Origin of the sequence: Bradyrhizobium sp. CB1717 (genome assembly GCF_029714325.1) — a bacterium.
Taxonomy (GTDB): domain Bacteria; phylum Pseudomonadota; class Alphaproteobacteria; order Rhizobiales; family Xanthobacteraceae; genus Bradyrhizobium.
This window is the reverse complement of sequence record NZ_CP121666.1, coordinates 7,804,828-7,823,467: the sequence shown is the minus strand read 5'-3', so window position 1 is coordinate 7,823,467 and position 18,640 is coordinate 7,804,828. Positions and strand designations below refer to the sequence as shown.

The 18,640-nt window shown below is 57.4% G+C and carries 15 protein-coding genes; 9 read left to right on the top strand and 6 right to left on the bottom strand.

Annotated features, from left to right (window positions below):
* Window positions 1-196 precede the first annotated feature (196 nt).
* Window positions 197-463 (top strand): DUF3551 domain-containing protein, encoded by a 267-nt coding sequence (locus tag QA649_RS36325; protein WP_283021389.1) that lies wholly within the window; start codon window positions 197-199, stop codon window positions 461-463.
* Window positions 464-1,122: 659 nt separating this feature from the next.
* On the opposite strand, the gene QA649_RS36320 is transcribed toward QA649_RS36325, so the two are convergent.
* From QA649_RS36320 to QA649_RS36300, 5 genes are all read right to left on the bottom strand, one after another.
* A complete protein-coding gene (locus QA649_RS36320) occupies window positions 1,123-1,614 on the bottom strand; it encodes a hypothetical protein (protein ID WP_283021388.1) in 492 nt (163 codons plus the stop codon).
* Between the two features lie 635 nt (window positions 1,615-2,249).
* The gene (locus QA649_RS36315) at window positions 2,250-2,816 is read right to left on the bottom strand and encodes a MarR family transcriptional regulator (protein WP_283021387.1); all 567 of its coding nucleotides are present in this window, start codon (window positions 2,814-2,816) and stop codon (window positions 2,250-2,252) included.
* Window positions 2,817-3,220: 404 nt separating this feature from the next.
* Window positions 3,221-3,658, bottom strand: a complete 438-nt coding sequence (locus QA649_RS36310; protein ID WP_283021386.1) for an SET domain-containing protein — start codon at window positions 3,656-3,658, stop codon at window positions 3,221-3,223.
* A 711-nt stretch (window positions 3,659-4,369) separates the two neighbouring features.
* On the bottom strand, window positions 4,370-5,494 hold the full coding sequence (locus QA649_RS36305) for a hypothetical protein (RefSeq protein WP_283021385.1): 1,125 nt from the start codon (window positions 5,492-5,494) through the stop codon (window positions 4,370-4,372).
* A 1,490-nt stretch (window positions 5,495-6,984) separates the two neighbouring features.
* Window positions 6,985-7,215: a hypothetical protein gene (locus QA649_RS36300; protein ID WP_283021384.1), complete on the bottom strand. Its 231-nt coding sequence runs from the start codon at window positions 7,213-7,215 to the stop codon at window positions 6,985-6,987.
* A gap of 1,957 nt (window positions 7,216-9,172) precedes the next feature.
* Between QA649_RS36300 and QA649_RS36295 the strand changes: the two genes are divergently transcribed.
* From QA649_RS36295 to QA649_RS36260, 8 genes are all read left to right on the top strand, one after another.
* Window positions 9,173-10,558 carry a sugar ABC transporter substrate-binding protein gene (locus tag QA649_RS36295; protein ID WP_283021383.1) on the top strand — a complete coding sequence of 462 codons (1,386 nt, stop codon included), beginning with the start codon at window positions 9,173-9,175 and terminating at the stop codon, window positions 10,556-10,558.
* A 67-nt stretch (window positions 10,559-10,625) separates the two neighbouring features.
* Window positions 10,626-11,588, top strand: coding sequence for a sugar ABC transporter permease (locus QA649_RS36290; protein ID WP_283021382.1), 963 nt, complete (start codon window positions 10,626-10,628; stop codon window positions 11,586-11,588).
* A gap of 11 nt (window positions 11,589-11,599) precedes the next feature.
* Entirely contained in the window at window positions 11,600-12,460 is an 861-nt protein-coding gene (locus QA649_RS36285) for a carbohydrate ABC transporter permease (RefSeq protein ID WP_100233421.1), read from the top strand.
* Between the two features lie 14 nt (window positions 12,461-12,474).
* Complete coding sequence (locus tag QA649_RS36280) at window positions 12,475-13,398, top strand: ribokinase (RefSeq protein ID WP_283021381.1); 924 nt, start codon at window positions 12,475-12,477, stop codon at window positions 13,396-13,398.
* Window positions 13,395-14,165 (top strand): SDR family oxidoreductase, encoded by a 771-nt coding sequence (locus QA649_RS36275; RefSeq protein WP_283021380.1) that lies wholly within the window; start codon window positions 13,395-13,397, stop codon window positions 14,163-14,165. The genes QA649_RS36280 and QA649_RS36275 overlap by 4 nt, the downstream gene beginning before the upstream one ends.
* Window positions 14,158-14,985: an HAD-IIA family hydrolase gene (locus tag QA649_RS36270; protein WP_283021379.1), complete on the top strand. Its 828-nt coding sequence runs from the start codon at window positions 14,158-14,160 to the stop codon at window positions 14,983-14,985. Before QA649_RS36275 ends, QA649_RS36270 begins: the two co-directional genes overlap by 8 nt.
* Complete coding sequence (ugpC, locus tag QA649_RS36265; RefSeq protein WP_283021378.1) at window positions 14,985-16,097, top strand: sn-glycerol-3-phosphate ABC transporter ATP-binding protein UgpC; 1,113 nt, start codon at window positions 14,985-14,987, stop codon at window positions 16,095-16,097. Before QA649_RS36270 ends, ugpC begins: the two co-directional genes overlap by 1 nt.
* A gap of 132 nt (window positions 16,098-16,229) precedes the next feature.
* Window positions 16,230-17,909 carry a phosphoenolpyruvate hydrolase family protein gene (locus tag QA649_RS36260; RefSeq protein WP_283021377.1) on the top strand — a complete coding sequence of 560 codons (1,680 nt, stop codon included), beginning with the start codon at window positions 16,230-16,232 and terminating at the stop codon, window positions 17,907-17,909.
* Between the two features lie 4 nt (window positions 17,910-17,913).
* On the opposite strand, the gene QA649_RS36255 is transcribed toward QA649_RS36260, so the two are convergent.
* Complete coding sequence (locus QA649_RS36255; protein WP_167406915.1) at window positions 17,914-18,465, bottom strand: hypothetical protein; 552 nt, start codon at window positions 18,463-18,465, stop codon at window positions 17,914-17,916.
* Window positions 18,466-18,640: the final 175 nt, after the last annotated feature.

Genomic DNA, 18,640 nt, shown 5'->3' with positions numbered 1-18,640 from the left:
GGGTCGTCTTATTGTTTGCGCCTTTGTGTACCCACGGTCCCGCTCAACTTCGGTCACGCCCGCAGGCACCAGTCGCCCTGAATCCTCTTTCCGGCGCTAGCCCGCGGAGTGACCCCGGCAATCTGCCATTGACTAAGATCAAAGGATGCAATTCAGATCCTGTATCGTGGTGAACTTAACGGAGGCAAGAGGTCTTATGCGCTACCTTCTCCTTATCGGAGTGCTCGCACTTCCCATCCTCGTCGGCTCAGGATCGCGTTCGACGGCTGGTTCGCGGGCTCATTCGTACACGCCACCGGTACGCCAGGACGTCTATTGTCTGCAGGGACGCAGTTGGGGATATCCGGGCAATTGCCAGTTCTCGACCTACGACCAGTGCATGGCTACTGCATCAGGTACATACGCCTATTGCGGCATCAATCCGACCTATGCTTTCGGGCAGCAACGAAGACAATCGCGCTGATGTGAAGCAGAATTGCTGGTAAGCCAAGCGGCGGATTTGAAACATTTGCCCGGGCAGGCTCCTGTTGCGTTCGTTCGCTCACCTTTTCTGCGCTCGCCTTTTCTCCGATGCCGGCCAGGCCCGCGGATATCTAAAGCCCTGTGCTTCTCCGCCACAGACAAATGAGGAGTATAACAGCCGTTCGAGGCAGTGCCTGAGCCGACATTCATCAAGACAGCCCTCCAAGAAGCCGAAAATTATCGGGCGATCTGTCCTAACATTAGTGGGCCGGCTGCGGTTCTCGATTTGGCCCGGCGGCCGCAGCAGATTGGCGACGGGTCGCCCTGTGCGGTGAGCCAGGGCGGCCCCACTGCTCTGATTGGCTGCCCGAGTATTGATGCACTCGGCCACTAAGCGCCAATTCCGAGCAGAAATACGGCCCCGAAGCCTTTACAAGCGCCGCTATCCTGCTTGTTGCAATGCTACATCGCCAAACATCCTCCTAAGGGAAACCGGCCATTGGTTAGATCACGATATTTCCCTGTCGCGGCGGTGCTCTTTTGGGGCGCTCTCGGGTGCCTTTTCTACTCTCTTTGGAAGTTGCCGTTCTAATCGTCGCGCTGCCTAGTCTCACGCAATTTCATTCCGAATCGGCGCTCTCGCAATATTAGCGGGTATTTTCAGTCTTGCGCCGGCCCGAAGTCGCTCGCCAGGAATTGGTCGTGGGTCCATTGCTTCAGCGCATCGTCGTTGAGTACCGAGTTGACCAAGGCGTTCCAATTCTCACCTGCCTCTCTCCATTTCGTTTTTCGGTCCGGAAGGTTACGCAGCAACCGAAATGCCCTCGTTGCGAACTTGCTTGCCTCCTTCCCTTCAGCAGCCTCGCGGATCACGTCTTTGAACAATTGTTCGGGAAAGGTCCACCCGGCGGCTGTGAAGCGGTCGGCAAACATGTATTCGAACGAGGCGCGAAACACGACCGCGGCTAGCGCATCCTCATATTCCGTGCCTGCGCTGCGCAGGTCGAACCATTGCAGCAGTCTTCGAACGGCTGCAGCAGGCGAAAACTGGCAGTCTCCCAGCGTAAGAGATACGAACATATACGCGATGTCTGATTGAAGTTCGTCGTCCAGGGACACGTACCAACGTTTGATTGCTTCAATAGGAGTCATGTGACAATTGCTATGAAGACGCGAGAACACAGGATGCGCCCTCGCTCAGGCGCGCTTGATCACGTAGCGCCACTGCTCTCAACCAGCCGACTGCCGGCAGGGGCAGTTGTCCAGGAATCCCTGCTTCTCTGCTGTAAGACATCGACGATGGTGCTCGCCGCAATTCGATGGCACGTCGTGGTTGGCTGCAAAATAATGCGTTCTTAACAGAAGAGAAGTATCAAGCAACGGTGTAGGGTCCTGCCTCGTGCAAAATGAACGCATCTCGGTCAGTTGTCCTCAAATTAGATGGTGAAATCATTCTTACTCAACCGAGAACGACGCGACGAGCTGTTGAGGATAGCCGATAGCGCTCTGGGCCGCGCTCGTAGAACACCGCGCCTCCAAATGCCGCAGAGTTATCGCTTATCATCGTCTGACGGAAGAAGATGCAGAAACCATTGCTAGAGTAGACGTAATCGCTGCGTTGGAGCTTCTGTCGGCGCATGGCTCCTTCAGCATGCGCACAGCCATAGCTTGGAGCACCGAATTTGATCACTGGGCACCGGCCCGAGCTGTGTTGCAGAGCGACATAGTAAATCCAAGCTCCCGATCCAGGATTTGGGTGCTCGTTGGCGGCGAGTCGGTTCGTGGGCTCAAGTTGTTGACCGGCTAGCGTCCCGCAGCTGCTGCTCTCTTGAAGGTTCTTGCATCTTCAACGCGGCGTGCAGGCGAGCCTTTTCCAGCCGTTGCCTGACTCCGCTAAGGCAACTAGCCAGCTTTGCAAAGTCCGTAATATCGAGATAACCAGCAACAAACTCATCGAGTTCTTCCTGCTGCGCCGCGATGCTCGCAAGTTGTCTGCGAGCGCTATCGGTTAGCGACAGGTTGACGATTCGTGCATCGTTCGCGCAGCGCTTACGTCGCACAAATCGCTTATCCTCAAGCTCTTTCGAATGCCTCGTAATGAAGGCGGACTCAACCTTCATCAACTTTGCAACCACGTTGACCGGAACTCCGCCGTCCCTTTCCAAGTCGATCAACGCCATCAAGATCATCATTTGTGGTGCAGCAATGCCCAGCGCATGCGCCTGGAAAGAACGAAGGTCGTCCAGACACACATTAATGGCTCTGATCTCCCACGTGAATCGCCTGAGCACATCCTGACTCGCGACAGGGCTCTTTCCGAGCCGTCTTTTCAATCCTGACAGCTTAGACGGCATCAGATTTCAGGGAGCCTCCATCCTAAAACTATTCCGGGCGAGCAGAGCGCAGTTGGCGGGGACTACATGCGCCTACTTCGAAGCGTCGAATCTCGGGTCAATAAGCAATCCCACCAACTCGCTTCTGTGCCAACCCTCTTTGCAGACACGTCCGGTGCCGAAGCTGCCTAGGTGCAAAGCAGCTTCACACACTCACCCTGGTGAATTCACTCAAAATACAACTCTCATATGCAGAATCCCGGCTTTATGACCTGCTTTTGCATGCGATTGCAGCGTCTGACGTCCTGAACGTCGCGAGTCCGCTCCAAAAGCGACACTGCTCCGCCGTGCGATTGGATGGCGAGAATTTTTAGGTTGTCGAGAACTGCTCACTGAATCACTAGAACAACGCGTACGGCGCAGGATCAACCTGTCCGAGCCGGCTCCAGGCTTGGAAAGCAGGAGCTGGAGATCGGCAATAGCTCCTTATTCCACGATAAGTCACCCTCGAAAGACAAGTAATCGCAAGTCAGTTCTTCACCAGGTTGTACGTCACGGGCTGTGAAAATTCTGCAATGATAGTCTTGATATGTGTTTGGATGACTGCTGTGATTCATGAAGCGAGCGTTGTCAGCATTATACTCTACGACGCCGTCATTAACCTTGTGGTCTCTCGGATAGGCATGCTTATCAAGTAGAGCTTGAAATGTTGGAGCGAGAGCTTCGTATTGTTCGCGCGTCACCGCAATGTCAACGATCGGGTTGTGAATCCAAAGTAGCGCGCCTTTAGGCAAACGAGTCGCAGAGAAAAGTCCAATACCGCCAAACTGGTCTGGCTTCAAAATAGTTTCAACAATCAACATCGAAGAAATCTCCCAGTCACTAACACCGAGCAAGCTAACTGACGTGAGCTGCGAAATCTCCTGCACGAATTGGTAGGGTCATCTATCCGCGCCTTCATCGCAATTTGGAGTTCCTCTGGATTGGTTTCGGCTGCTTGGTCCGGATCGCCTTCCGCGGCACCGGCATCGGGTGAGGCTGGAAGGGGCTGCAGGTCGGTGGGATTCCGGGCAAAGATCCGCGCCGATCAAGGAGGCGAGTGATCGTGACCTGTGGACTCTCAGCGCGGCGGCACGCCGGACTTTCTCGCGACCCTGCAAGCCGCCGACAAGACCTTCATCAAGACCTTCAAGAGCAGGGGCCGAATGCGTCAATCCCCATTCGTCCCGGTGCCTTGCCAGAAAGAAAGTGGATACATCGGCAGACATTATAGCGACGAGCGGCCCCTGAGGGGTCGGCAGTCACCTCCGATTTTTTCTGCACTATCAACTCGCCGCAACCAGCCGCAACGTGATCACGCTGTTCACAAACAGGAAGGGGCCATGGCTGTTCGGCTCAACAAGGAGCCGCTAAGCGTTGGCGCCCGCAAATTCGTTGGGGCCGGCAGTGCTTATCCGCACCGCCCTGAGCCCCACTAAGCTCGCAAGAGTCGCTCAAGCAAGCTATGGTCCATCACCATGTCCGCTACCTGAGCTGTCTGGAGCGGCCCCTGACGTAGCGACTATCGCTGGTGTCTACATCTGTGGATGGTGGATGAGCCGAACGTCGTTCGGTCCTCCCGGCCCCAAGAGGGCCGTGTAACGCTCGCCGCGAATGTCGTATTGCTTCATCGGCTGCGCTGCGTCCGGCAAGAGGCCCCAGTGGCCGAGCCTCGAGATCATCGCGATTGGGGCGGGTTGTGTGCCGTGCGAAAAGCCCTCAGGAACGGCGAATGATGCGGCGTAAATCTCGCGGGCCGGCGGCGGCGTCGTCTCAGCTCTGGCGGACGCCGGAGCGGCTTGCTCCATCGTCTGCGCAAGCAGTGCTGGCGAGGGCCGATTCGCCGGCTGTGCGCTCGGCTGCGAAACGCTATCCGGTGGAGATCCGAAATGAATGGGTGCGCCTGACAAATTGAGTGGAGAGCCGCCCCTCATCGCCGCCGCGGGCACGAACAGCGCCGTGAAGCTGAAGCGGTCGTTATGAACTATGAAAGGAGCGGGTGGGGTGTCCTGGCTCGGCGGGACGCTGCTACCCTCATGCGCGCCTGACGTGCGCTGGTCGTCCTGCCACGAGTTAAAGGAACGAACGGCCGCTCCTGAATCCACGGCGCGGTCATGACGCTCGGTTGGCTCGAGAGACGACGATGAGCCGGCGTTTTCCAGCATCGCCCACAGCAGATCCTGAACGCAGTCGTCCTCAGGAATGATCAACGGACCGCTGGCTCGAAACGGTGTGCCGGCCTCTTCAATCGGCTCGCGAGCGGCTGAATTGCTAGGCTCGCTGGGCTGGTGCTCAATGGCATCGCGTTGCGTCTGGCTTAGTGTCCGCTGCCTCTTCGCAGGCCTCAACTGGCCGGTGTAGTCCTCATCCATCAGGGTAGCGGCGTCCTCGCGTCCGGTGACTGCATGTTCGGGATGAGAACCGTCGGCCCTGTGGTACTCAAGTCCGAAGGTCTCGGCGAGTCTAAGGCCTTCTTCCGACAGATGAGGATAGTAGGGATCAGCAGAGACAGGATCCTCTGCGATCGCAGAGGTGCCAACTTGCGGCACTTCATCCAAGTACGGCTCAAAATCCGCTTGCTGCTGTTGCGCCTGCGGCACCCCGGCGCTGTAAGCAGAGAACTCTGGGGCGAATGTGTTGATGGTGTTAAATGGGTCCATGTCCGCCCCCGGTTCGAGGTGTCGCTCTCGCTCTATTAGGACCAGCTGTCGACAAGCTGACGCACTCAGAGAATTCGGTGAGCAAAATAGGCCTGCCCGATCGCCACACTTCGGTCGAAAAACGCGCAAGATGCCGGATTACGCTTTAAGTGGCACGCCTTGCGGCATTTCGCGGTATCCTGTGGATCGAGGCCGGCCTGAACTAAAGCAGCTGAAAACTTTGCCGGCCATAGCAGTCATTAGGTCAAGGACCGCTACGGCCATCTGTTCAAATCGGACGACCACAATAATCGCTGGACATGGTCGCGAAAAGTCTATTTGAGTCAAAGGCATAAGGGGGTCTTCGGATCGCTCATCGATATGCCGCACTGAGCGGCGGCATTCAGCGGGTGTCTGATCCGCGAGAGTATCTATCTCAAGCGGATCGATCGCAATGATCAAGCGCTCATGAACATGGTGAGCGGCTCGGCAACGGCGTCGTGTTCAAGCAACTTGGCTTTCTTGCGTAGCGACGTTCGGACGGCGTATCACTTGCCGAACTGTGCCGCACACGGCGCACGGAGGAAATGCGAAGCTTGATCCCACGCTGGATTTATTCGCGCCCCGTCTCAAGATGGCGGCTCTTCATTCCGTCGACCTGGGTTCGCGGAGGCAGACATTGATCGGCAAGCGCGCAATTCTTGCTGTCGCAGGACAGACCTCGCTCGTTCCGCATGTTGTCGAAAAGACTGCGTTCTCGGCTGATTTATCGCCGGCGTCTGCGCGCATGAGGAACTCGCCGAAAGGCTAGGTCTTCAAGGGCGGTACCTGTCTGAAAACATGCTTAGTCGGAACCTATCGCTTTTCCGAGGATCTGGATTTTAGGTTGCGCAATGAAGCGCACCTCGGCGAAGCATTCTTAAAGCGGGTTTCGCCGAGGTGGCGCCTGGGTCTATGACGAAAGCGGCATCGTGGTCCCGGTGGATCAGCAAGAATTCGAACTCTTCCGCCGCAAGCTCTCATGAAAGCAAGATCAGCTACAAGGGGCCCGTTTCACGACCCTCCACTTACGCGAAACAAACTTGGTTTGACGGCTGACGAACGCATCCTCTTGCGGCCGGTGCCCGTCGATATCTTTCACCCTTATTCCGACATGCTTGAAGACGGCATCGAGGTCCTGGCCTACGACTACTTGAGGCGTTCGCGTAAATCTCAGCGCTTTGGCCTAGCGAACGCGCCCGCGCGATCTACGATCTCGTGAATCTTTGTCTAACCGCCGGTCGAGCAGATAGAGTGTTGTCTCGATCGAGCAACCTCCCCTTAAGGGCGCCATTAAATAATCTCAGGCTGATCGCCTGCCTCTTCTATTGTGAGGCAGGGACTTATGGTGGCCGCCTCGCGACGTAACGGAAGGAATCGAACTAGAAGCTTTCACCCGTTCCGTCGGCGTAAGATAATCTGGACTTCGGCCCGCGCTTTCCCAACTGCAAGCGCGTCGAGATCAGATATATTCACTCGACTTCGTGGTATTCGGCCCGGTCGAAATCCGAGCTGAACAGCGCTGCTGCGGCGTCGTAGAGCGCGACGGTATTGACGGTTGACTGCATGGCGTACCAGGCGCGCAATGCCTCGATCGCCGATGCATGGGCTAGCAACTGTCGCGACGGGGTTTGGCAATCGAGCACCTCCAGCTTGGGCGCCTCCCGCTTCGTGCCGCTCTCGATGTTCCGGTCGATTGTCATTTCTCTGCCTTCGCCGTCCTAGTTGGTCCGCCAGACTCTATGCGCTCGCTACCAGGCTGCCAGTCTGCGCCGTGTTGACGGATCATTTCGCGATGGGACCGTTTGACGAAGGCGCGCTCGGCGCAAAAGCCGGCGGTGACTGAAGCGGCTACCGCTAGGCCGCAGGCGACGTAGTCATCCAGCAAACTCCAAATTATGTTACTGCCGGCGACGGTGACAAAAGTGAGTGCCATGACAGTATTGCGAAATGCTTTAAGCATGCTTGTTCCCCAGCCGATCGGCGAGGGATGCTAACATTGCAACCAGGACGTTCTGCGGCGTTTGAGGGGCATGATCGTGCGTATTTCTGCTAGATCAGCTTGTAGTTGCGCGCGATCTCGAGCGCGGCTAGACGGCACTCAGCGGTGCGCCAGTTCGCGAGAGGAGGTCCTTCGCCGGCTTTAACTGCACGACAAAGCCCCGGACGGGACGGAATTGGACAAAACTACAGGCTAATCTGCTGAAATCCTGCAATGTGAAGCTGCTGACCAAACGATCATAGCGCGCGAATCGCGCTAATATCGTGAGAGCGATGATGTTTTCGCGCGGCGTGTAGCGATGATATCGAGGCGCGAACGCAGCGCGGGCGTCCAAAGTTCCCATGAGTCATCAAGGCCGGTGATGATGCGCGAGCAACGAATCCCATTCCGAAGTTTATATGACGGCGAGTGCTTCATCTGCTCTCGAACTGTGAGTGGCATCAGAAAGTTGCGTCAGACGGTTGCTGTCCCTGGGTTTGGCGTCGAGGTGGACTTGGCCGTTTATAGTGAAAACAACGCTCATCCAATCTCGAGCATGGAGAACGCGGCCATCCTTATCGCTATCCAGATGGTTGCGCGCGCCAGCCATGCTCGTATTGCGCGGCGCCGCGCCGCACCAGGCGCATAGTTGTCTTTTGCTATGCTACCGTGCCCGCAATGGTCAAGGGACGCGGCTTTTTCAATCTGCGCGAAGTTGGGCTTGGTATTTTTGAGAGCAACCTAGGCCCAGCCATATTCGTTGTGCATTTCTTTTCCGAAGCGCCCTTCGAGCGCATCGCACCGTGCGGTCATTGCCTTGATTCCTGGGCGGTAAACGGTGTGATGTTCACGCGTGCGGCATGGTCATTCAGCTGCTTGGCAGCACGCAAGGATGCTAACAGAGAGATGGCTGGTTAAGGTGAGAAACCTCTTGATCCTGTGTTGTCATACAAGTCATCCCTGGTGAAACGCCGCACCTTGTCCCATCGAAACGCCGCATGCAGCGCAGCATGAATGTGCAGGGCGTGCGCGCGCCCCGTTAGAAATTCGAAGAAGGGGCTGTCGCTGATTGGGCAGAAAACCTGATGATTGACAAATGGCTGAAGGCGGGGGTGCTCGAAAAGGGCGTCCTGCGCCGCGCGACTGCTGGAACGCTTGCAAAATCCATCTGCACACCGTCCTGCTGAGCTGTTGCTTCGAGGAAAGCAGATCAGACACTTCCCCACGCTGCGGGCGCAGCGCTTATCGCACCGCCGTTCGGCCGATCGAGCGACCAGATCGTCGGTGCGATGGGAGATTGCGAAAGGTTGCGACCATCTGTCGTTATTCTGCAGCGAGTTGTCGTCTCTATTGAGGCTGCCACTCAAGACGCGTCTATGACGAGCGGCGGGATCAATAGAGCATTTGAACCAGTTACTGATGCAAAAGCGCGAGCACTTGGCCAGGATCGATACTCCTTTGGACGGTGGCTTCGCGGGGCCTGAACATGCGCCGGCATTGATTATCTCCCGCTACGGCGCTCATGTGATGCTGCTTTTCTTGACTTACCCAATGTTACCCAACTTCGATCTGAATGGGTGCATATGGGCGGAAAATGGCGGTTAGCGTTTCCAACACTCGCGGCCCTGGAAGAGAAGGGGCACGTGAATTGCGGGTCAAAGAGCCCAGAGGAGGGACTAATGCCAAGGACGCCAGGCGCTTTGCGCGGCCATTCGGCTCATTTCGTCAAAACCGCTCTGATTTGCTCAACGCTCTTGGCCGGTGCGGCCGCATCTTTCGTCCAGGCCAAAGCGGAGGATATCAACTGGCGCCAGTTCGAGGGCTCTTCGCTCGTGTGGGCTTACGACATCCATCCATATGCTGACGCCGTTGCAGCACAGCTGCCTGAGTTCGAGAAGTTGACAGGCATCAAAGTGACGCCCGAACTTTATCCGGACGACGCCTACTGGAATAAGCTGACAATCCAGCTGAGCACGAAGTCGCCCTCGTGGGACGTCGTCGGCACGGGGATTCAGCCGGCTTGGGATCTCGCGCCCAGTCAACTACTCGAGCCGCTCGACCGCTATCTGAACAACCCCAAGCTCACCTCGGCAAGCTATGATTACAAGGACTTCTTCCCCGCGTTGCGTGACGCGCTGACGTGGCAAGTTAATGGCGGGCAAATCGAAGCGGGCCGGGGTCAGGTGTGGGCTATCCCGCACGGGTTCGAAAACATCCAATTATTCTACCGTAAGGACATTCTGGACAAGCACGGTATCAAGGTTCCGACAACCCCGTCGGAGATGTCCGCGGCTTGCGAGAAGCTGAAATCTGCGGATCCGGCGATCACACCTCTGGGCGTGCGGGGAGTCCGCTTTTGGAGCAGCATCCACACGGCCGCAATCTCGATTGCAAAGTCTTACGGTGTGCACGACTTCGTGGTTAAGGACGGCAAATTAGAAACTGGTCTCGATTCGCCTGAGTCGGTCGCCTTCCACAAGGATTATGTGGAGATGATCAAGAAGTGCGCGGCTCCATCCTTTGCCAACGACAACTGGTATCAGGTGGTCGATGGCATCAATTCGGGTCGGACAGCGATGGCGATCGATTCCAACATGTTCGGGTTCTGGAACGATGTCGCCGGCAAGCCCGCTTCGGGCAAGATTGCATTCGCTCCCCCTCTGCGCGCTCCAAACGGCAAGAATTTCGAATCGAACATCTGGATCTGGTCCCTCGCCATGAATGCGGCCTCTCAGAAAAAGGGAGCAGCCTGGCTGTTCATCCAGTGGGCGACGTCAAAGCAGGTCGAGCTCAACGGTGCCGTCGCCGGGAAGCTCGTCAACTCTCCGCGCGCCTCCACCTGGAGCGACAAGGTTTGGCTCGACTACGCGGCTAAACCGGAATTCACGAACTTCGTGGATACCTTCAAAATCGTGCAGGACAGGGCTGCATTGGCCTTTACGCCGCGCGTAGGATTTGCCGAGGCAATGAACGCCTGGGCAATTGCCATGCAGAAAATGGTCAACGGCGCGGACGTGAAGGCGACGTTGACCGACCTCGCCTCCGAGATCCGCTCCTCCATGTAAGGCGGTCGGGGGCGGCATAAGGGTTTGTCGCCCCAACCACGCCCGAGTATCTTTTGAGAAGTGAGCGATGGACCTTCAAGGCATCGACGCAATCGTGACGCTACAATCATCGGCAGACCAGCTGGTCTCGTCCAAAAACGAGCAGGCGCAAAAGGCCGAGCAGAATGCTCTTGACTGGTTGAGCCTCGCTGCGATTGCCCCCGCAATCATCATCCTGCTTGGATTTCTTTTTCTGTTTTTCTATGGGGTCTTTCAATCACTGACCGATCTCAAGTTTGGCCGTCCCGTGGTTCGGTTCATTGGATTCACCAACTATGAAGTGGCAATCAAGAGCCAAGATTTCTGGAATAGCGTGCGGGCAACTATGGCGTATGCCTGCTCCGCCGTGCTCGCCGAAGCGTTCTTTGGCCTTGCGCTCGCCAAACTATTCGCAAGTGGGGTGTTCCTTGCCCGGCTGATGCGGCCCGTCATTCTCCTTCCCCTGGTTCTGCCGCCAATGAGCGTCGCTTTGATGTGGACCACAATGATGGATCCGCAGAATGGGATCCTGAACTATTTGCTTTCGCTCATTGGGATCGGTCGGTTCGCATGGATTTCGGATGCCAGCACGGCGATGTGCTCGCTGGTTCTCATCGACATATGGACTTACACACCATTTTTTGCGCTAATCATCTTCGCCGGCTTGCAGGGCATCAACGATGAGGTCAGAGAAGCCGCGCGGGTCAATGGCGCGCGGGGTTGGGCAACGTTCCTCCATATCGAGCTTCCGCTCATTGCACCGTACATCCTGATCGCCGCGGTATTTCGGCTGATCGAATCGCTCAATCAGTTTGATATCATCTTCGGAACAACCCAGGGGGGGCCGGGTGACAGTACTTCCGTGCTCTCGGTTCGCGCCTACATCACGGCCTTTCAAAATCTCGCCTTCGGGCGTGGTGCCGCGCTCATGGTTGTCAATTGGATGATCGTGCTTCTCGGGACCTTTGTCATGGTGAGATTGTGGCGGTTGGTCCGGCACCGCGTAAGCTAGAGGAGGCTGACATGCGTTTCAGTCGCTCAACGCCTGCAAGCTTGTTCCTTAATCTGCTGGTTGTGGCTTGTACGCTGATCCTGACATTTCCGTTGGTCTGGATCGTGATGATGTCGCTGAAGCAGCAGGCCGAGGTCATGACCTGGCCGCCGCGCTTTATCTTCACTCCAACATTTGAAAACTTCCGCGTTTTGTTCGATGCCGCCCAGGCCGGGGCAACAAGCTACGGCACCATCAAGGTTGATTTCCTGACCCCGGTCACTAATAGCGTCGTGATCTCGCTTGGTGCGGTGCTCGTATCGCTCGTTGCCGGGATACCGGCAGGCTACGTCCTGGCGAGGCGTGATATCCCAATGAAGGAGGACATCGCATTCTTCATTCTGGGCTTCCGCTTCGCGCCGGCTCTACTTGTCGTCATACCTCTGTTCAGCGTGTTTCAGGCAGTCGGCCTTTACGACACCTATTTCGGTATGATCTGGGTCTATCAAGTCGTCACGCTGCCAATGATCATTTGGCTGAGCCGTTCATATATCGAGGACATCCCAAAGGACATTGAGGAGGCGGCCGCCATGGATGGCGCAAAGCCAATCCGGGTTGTCTGGCACATCGTTCTTCCGCTTCTAAAGCCCGGCTTGATAGGCGCTTCTTTGCTTATCTTCCTGCTCGCGTGGCACAACTTCGCGCTCGGCCTGATCCTCAGTTCGACGAAAGCACCAGTCACCGTCGCCCTGCTCAAGCTGCTCAATCCGGGCGTTCAGTTCTATCCGGTGATGGCTGCGGGTCTGGTGGTGACCATGATTGTGCCGGTCGTCCTGATCATCCTTGGCCAGCGTCATCTCGAACGTGGTCTTACCTTCGGGGCAGTGAAATGAGCCCCAGACCATTGATGTTCTTCGGCACGACAAATCTCGACCTCTGCTTCAACGTCGAGCGGATTCCAACGCCGGGTGAAAGCTTGATGGGAAGCTTGAAGCGGAATGCGGGAGGCAAGGGCGCCAATCAGGCGGTCGCCGCCGCTCGATTGGGCCTTCGGCCGAGCTTCTACACCCGACTTGGCGATGACGACGCCGGTCGATCATTGCTGCAAGCGCTGCGTGAGGCAGGCGTCCGTCTCGATGCCATAGCGGTGTGCCCAGGGGAGATATCGGGTTCTGCTCTCGTCCTTGTCGGTGACGACGGCTCCAACATGATCGTCATAGACCCGGGCGCCAATGCAAATGTCACACCAAGCATGGTCGAAAAGGCTGCTGAATTCATTCAGCGGGACGCAATCGTCGTGGCCGAGATGGGCATGCCGATCCCCGCGCTCAATCATCTCTTTGCAATGAAGAGCGTCAAAGGTTTCGATCTCATTTTCAATCCGGCCCCCGTGAGGGCGGGCCTGTCCGCGGCGGCGTGGAGGAGTGTTGATTTCGTCACTCCAAACCAGACGGAAGCTTTCGAGCTCACCGGTGTCGAGGTGCACGACTTCGACAGCGCCGCTCATGCGGCCGGAAAGCTTCTCGATCTCGGGCCAAGAGCCGCCCTGATCACGCTTGGTGCGCAGGGGGCCTACTACGCTGATGCCAGCGCGTCTTTTGCGCTACGGGCATTTCCAGTGAAGGTCGTTGATACGACCGCGGCGGGCGACGCCTTTAATGGAGCCTTCGCAGCCTCTCTTGCCCATCGGTTGCCGATAAGAGAAGCGATCAAAAAGGCGCTCGCGGTTGCCGCGTTATGTGTGACGCGACGCGGCGCCCAAAGCTCGATGCCCAGCGGTTGGGCCGTCGACGAATTTCTGAATTCTCAAACGATCTTGGAGTTGGAATGACCGAAAAGTTCTCAGTTGCAGACAGGACCGTGCTCGTGACCGGTGCGGGTGGGGGCATTGGCTCAGCCATTGCCAATGCTTTTCGTCAAGGCGGCGCGAACGTCCTGGCAACCGACCTAAATGTGGAAAATCTCCGGGACATTCTGACGCGCTTGCCGCACGGCAATGGCATCCTGCCCATGAGCATGGACGTGTCTCGAGAAGACGATGTCGGTAGGGTGCTTGATGAGATCGCCAAGCGCTTCGGCAGGCTCGATGTCCTGATCAACAACGCCGGAATAAAATCGGCTCAGCCGCTTCTAACCGGCGATGCCGGTAGAATCGAAAAAACCATACGGATCAACTCCGTCGCAGTGCTTCGCTGTGCCAAGCAAACGATCGAGCGCTTCATGAAGAGCAAAGGCGGCCGCATCGTCAATGTCGGGTCCTCGTTGTCATCTCAAGGCGCGGTTTTCAACTACCAGGCGGGCGGCGCTGATTATTGCTTGTCAAAGGCCATCGTGCACGACGTGACAAAGCTGCTCGCTTATGAATGTGCTCCGCTCAAGATCAACGTCAACGCGATCGCACCCGGGATTATCGATACACCCATGCACGGGCGCCCGCGGGAGGAGACCGAAGCGCGCCACAGTGGCCGAATTCCGCTGGGCCGGGTCGGATTGCCTGAAGATATCGCAGGGCTCGCGGTGTTCCTGGCGAGCCCCGCTGCGTCCTACATGACCGGACAGATTGTCCATGTGAATGGCGGGATGCTGATGAATGGTTAGCACCGGCTCCAACGTCAACTGGCCGCCGATAGAAGGGATCATCTCCGATCTGGATGGCGTCGTCTATCGTGGCAGCACCGCAATGGCGGATGCCATAGAAGCATTTACGCGATGGCAGAAAGCCGGCCTGCCGTTCTGTTTTGTGACGAACAATTCCACGCATACCCCGGAGGACGTCGTCCGCAAGCTGAGAGGATTTGGTCTTTCCATCGCACCGTCAGAGGTCGTTACAAGCGCCATCACCGCCGCAGAACTCATTCGAGCGAATTATCCGCAGTTGACGCGAATCTATGTCATCGGCGCTCCCTCGCTTGTCACGGCCATGCGCGATGTTGGGCTGGAGGTCACTGACCGAACGCCCGAAGCCGTTGTGATGGGGCTTGACCGGGATATCACGCACGAGAAGATGCGAATTGCCGTTGAGGCGATCCTCAATGGCGCTGTCTTCATCGGAACCAATCCCGATCTTCTGCTGCCGACGGCCAGCGGGTTTGAACCTGGGGCTGGCGCGACGATTGCAGCTGTGGCTGCCGCCACGCAAGTGCAGCCTTCGATCGCCGGAAAGCCGCAAGTGCCGATGATCGAGACAGCGCTCTCACGCCTCGGCACGAACCGCGCTTCGACCATTATGATCGGAGACCAAGTTCCTACTGATATCCAAGCCGGAAAGAGGGCGGGTCTTGCCACGGTGCTTGTCACAACCGGCGTGCCGATGCGTCAGGATCCATTCTTGATGGCCCCCGACTTCATCGTATCGAGCTTGCGCGAAATTGAGGTAAGTGCTGCTCGCGCGGCTCAGGCGCGACAGAGGAGGGCATAATGGCCAACGTTCGCCTGGAGGGCCTCTGGAAGGCCTACGGGACCATCGAGATCCTGCGTAATGTCGACCTGACCATCGATCACGGCGAATTTGTCGTCTTCGTTGGTCCGTCCGGGTCAGGCAAATCCACCCTTCTGCGCATGATTGGCGGGCTCGAGCCCATCAGCGGTGGGAGGCTCCTCATCGACAATGAGCTCGTCAACGACATCGATGCGGCCGATCGTAACCTCGGCATGGTCTTTCAGAGTTACGCTCTCTATCCGCATATGACGGTGAGAGAGAACCTGGCCTTTCCCCTGCGCATGGCCAAAGCCTCGAAGGCCGAGATCGCCGCCAAGATAGCCAAAACAGCGTCGCTATTGCAGATCGACCATCTATTGGATCGCAAGCCTCGACAACTTTCAGGCGGGCAACGCCAGCGCGTCGCAATCGGGCGCGCCATTATGCGAGAACCAAAAGTGTTCCTGTTCGATGAGCCCCTGTCCAACCTGGACACCGAGTTGCGCGTGCAAATGCGGGTTCAAATCGCCAAGCTCCACAAGCAACTCGGAAATACCATGATCTATGTGACGCATGATCAGGTCGAGGCGATGACCATGGCCGACAAGATTGTCGTCCTCAAGGACGGCAACATCGAACAGGTCGGCAGCCCCCACGATCTATATCACAATCCCGCCTCGCGCTTTGTGGCAGGATTCATCGGCTCGCCGAAGATGAACTTCCTGGGCGGCAAGGTCGAGGCAGCTCACGAGCATGGCCTTGACGTCCGACTGGAGGCCGGTTCTACGATCTCCGTTCCGGTCCAGCCGGACCAAATGCTAGTTGGTAAGCCGGTCACTGTCGGAATCCGCCCGGATGACTTCTCCTCGCCGGCACCCAACCAGCAGGAGATCTCCATTGGACTCGACGTGGATTTCGTTGAGCATCTCGGTAGCGTCACGTACATCTACGGCAACGTTGGAGACGAAACGGTCGTCGCCAGGGCCCCAAAATCCGGCTCGCGCAAAAGCGCCGGAAAGCTCGGCCTGACCGCCGCTCCAGCCGATTGCCACTTGTTCATGAGCAACGGAAAGGCGGTACGGCGGTTGCAAGCACCTGCGACTTGGAGCTAGTCTTGACGTCGAGCCGTGCGATGATGCCGGCTCAGGATCGACACGCGGACCACTGAGGTGAAGGGAGCAGGAATCAGGCAGTTCTTCCGGAATTCCCGCTCGTTTGTCCTTGGTGCCGGCATCGGATCGGGCATGACGGCCAGGGCCGCGGAGCGGGCGGGCGCCGATTTTGTGCTCGCACTCAATGCTGGCCGTTTTCGTGCCATGGGCGGGGCCTCGCCCGCCTCCATTCTTCCAATCCGCAATAGTAACGAGTTCGTAGCGGGGTTCGGACGGACCGAGATCCTGCCAAATACGAAGCTGCCGGTCTTCTTCGGCACCTGTACATTCGACCCCGAGCTTGATCTGGATCGATGGCTCGACCGGATCATCAAATGGGGATTTGCTGGCGTGACCAACTTCCCTTCGGTCATACACATCGATGATGACCGCAGGTCGTTGCTCGAGAAGTCGGGCCTTGGCTATTCCCGAGAGATCGAGCTCCTTGTGAAGGCTGCAAAACGCGGCCTGATGACGATTGCCTATACGCGCAGTCAATCTGAAGCGCGTCGAATGGTCGAAGCCGGCGCCGAGGCCATTTGCATCAACTTCAATCTAAATCGCGCGGTTGAAAGCGGGCCCGATCCGTCGATCAGCATGTCTGAACTTGCAGCGCGTACGAATGCCGTTGCGCGCGTAGCTCAATCCGTCAACAAGAGCACCATCTGCTTGCTTGGGGGCGGCCCGATCACAAAGCCAGACGAGCTCTTGGACATCTGCCGCGAAACCGGAATCCAGGGGTTCATCGGAGGCTCTTCGCTAGACCGCGTGCCTCTGGAGATGTCGGTCCTCGAGGTGACGTCGGGCTTCAAGACCATCTACCTGTTGCGCGAGAAGGTGGATCTGCTCGAAAGGAAGCTGCAGTTGAGTGGCTTCAGGCACGGCGTGATCGCGCAGTCCTCGGCAATGAAGCGCGTCCTGGAGATGACCAAACGCCTTGCCGCAACCCCAAGCCCAGTCCTCATCTGGGGAGAGGCCGGCTCCGGCAAGCGTAGAATAGCAAACCTTATTCACGCGTTCAGCGACCGCAGGCACGCCAAGGCAACGCTGTTTCATTGCCGACCAGGTCCGGCGATGGATACACTCGGCCCGTTTTTCGGCGCCGAGCGCCTTGAGAGTGGCAGACGCCAATTGTCGCTCCTGGAGGCGTCGAGCGACGGCGCCGTCTTGCTGCTGCATGTTGACCAGCTTTCGCGCGAAGGCCAGGAACGCCTCGCCGATTACCTGGAGACAGGCGGGTTTACCCCTCTGAACGGGGTCACTGTCATGCGTTCCCACGCCCGGATCATTGCGACCGCGACGGTGGCCCGAGGCGCTGGGCTTGAAACGGTTCTGGGCGCGCGGCTTCTCGACCTTTTTACCGGGCTGGATGTCCAGTTACCTTCGCTACCCGACAGGCTTGAAGATCTGCCGCAACTCGTTCAACACTTCACCGTCGAAGCCAAAGGAGATTCCAGCGCCCAGACGCTCACGATAGAAAACTCTGCATTCCTTGCGCTCGCCGGGCACGATTGGCCAGGCAATTTGCGCGAGTTGCGGCAGATCGTGAACCAGCTCGTGACCCTGCCATCAAGTCACATCACGGGAATGGTGCTAAAGCCGTTGTTGGAGCCACCTTCGGGCGCACGGCCCGCGGCCACGCTGTCCGAGCGAGACTGGATTATCGAGGGCCTGAAGAGAAACCGGCTTCACCGCGGCAAGACTGCTCGCTCTCTCGGGCTTTCGCGCAAAACCCTCTACAACAAAATCAAGAAACTGCGGATCCTCGAATAAGGCCTCATGCCCGTCGGAGCGGCTGCTTGGCCGTGGCGGCCTGCTCCAGGGAGAACTTCGGTACCGACGACGATCCATGAGAGCCAAGGCTTACGAGCCCGATGTCCGATCCAATCGGCAGTGCAAGCGCCTCGGGTCGCAGATAGACGGACCCATCCAGCTGCGAACCTAGCCGTTGCTCCGCTGCTGTCATCTTTGCCTCGTCCGCCGCGACAAACAGGACTTTGAACCCTCGGCTTGCAAACCACTCCATACGGCGAAATTCAAGTTCCTGACCGCGATCTAGCGGCACTCCTGCCGGTGTCCGTTCAATCATGGAGGCCGGCGGAAAGTTCGTCACTCCGGTCATCCTTGCATCTTTCAACAAATCACCAAGATCTTCCCAGCATGCAAACGGGTCGATCATGACGATCGCTGCATAGCAGGAAGGGGGCACTTTGAGTCCCGCTTGCAGGTCCCGCAGGAGACAGTCGTTCCAGTCGATGACGGGAAGCGTGGCCATGACTAGCATGGCGTTCTGTGGAAGGGTCCGCAGTGACGGCGCATAGATCGTCATCTGATCACCGCGAGACGAGGAGAGACTTGCGGCAAGGCGACCCAAAACATTGGCTCTCACGGTTTCTACCCAACCCTACCCAATTGATGCTTCCGCCGATCTTACACGCCGCTTCATCCAGGTCTAGACCACGACGTCGATCGTTATCGGAAGGAATGGTCGGCGCCGTTCCTCC

Excerpts from the sequence above, each read along its gene's own strand:
- QA649_RS36325 (WP_283021389.1), top strand. The coding sequence starts at position 197 with ATGCGCTACCTTCTCCTTATCGGAGTGCTCGCACTTCCCATCCTCGTC.
- QA649_RS36320 (WP_283021388.1), bottom strand. The coding sequence starts at position 1,614 with ATGACTCCTATTGAAGCAATCAAACGTTGGTACGTGTCCCTGGACGAC.
- QA649_RS36315 (WP_283021387.1), bottom strand. The coding sequence starts at position 2,816 with ATGCCGTCTAAGCTGTCAGGATTGAAAAGACGGCTCGGAAAGAGCCCT.
- QA649_RS36310 (WP_283021386.1), bottom strand. The coding sequence starts at position 3,658 with ATGTTGATTGTTGAAACTATTTTGAAGCCAGACCAGTTTGGCGGTATT.
- QA649_RS36305 (WP_283021385.1), bottom strand. The coding sequence starts at position 5,494 with ATGGACCCATTTAACACCATCAACACATTCGCCCCAGAGTTCTCTGCT.
- QA649_RS36300 (WP_283021384.1), bottom strand. The coding sequence starts at position 7,215 with ATGACAATCGACCGGAACATCGAGAGCGGCACGAAGCGGGAGGCGCCC.
- QA649_RS36295 (WP_283021383.1), top strand. The coding sequence starts at position 9,173 with ATGCCAAGGACGCCAGGCGCTTTGCGCGGCCATTCGGCTCATTTCGTC.
- QA649_RS36290 (WP_283021382.1), top strand. The coding sequence starts at position 10,626 with ATGGACCTTCAAGGCATCGACGCAATCGTGACGCTACAATCATCGGCA.
- QA649_RS36285 (WP_100233421.1), top strand. The coding sequence starts at position 11,600 with ATGCGTTTCAGTCGCTCAACGCCTGCAAGCTTGTTCCTTAATCTGCTG.
- QA649_RS36280 (WP_283021381.1), top strand. The coding sequence starts at position 12,475 with ATGTTCTTCGGCACGACAAATCTCGACCTCTGCTTCAACGTCGAGCGG.
- QA649_RS36275 (WP_283021380.1), top strand. The coding sequence starts at position 13,395 with ATGACCGAAAAGTTCTCAGTTGCAGACAGGACCGTGCTCGTGACCGGT.
- QA649_RS36270 (WP_283021379.1), top strand. The coding sequence starts at position 14,158 with ATGGTTAGCACCGGCTCCAACGTCAACTGGCCGCCGATAGAAGGGATC.
- ugpC (WP_283021378.1), top strand. The coding sequence starts at position 14,985 with ATGGCCAACGTTCGCCTGGAGGGCCTCTGGAAGGCCTACGGGACCATC.
- QA649_RS36260 (WP_283021377.1), top strand. The coding sequence starts at position 16,230 with ATGACGGCCAGGGCCGCGGAGCGGGCGGGCGCCGATTTTGTGCTCGCA.
- QA649_RS36255 (WP_167406915.1), bottom strand. The coding sequence starts at position 18,465 with ATGACGATCTATGCGCCGTCACTGCGGACCCTTCCACAGAACGCCATG.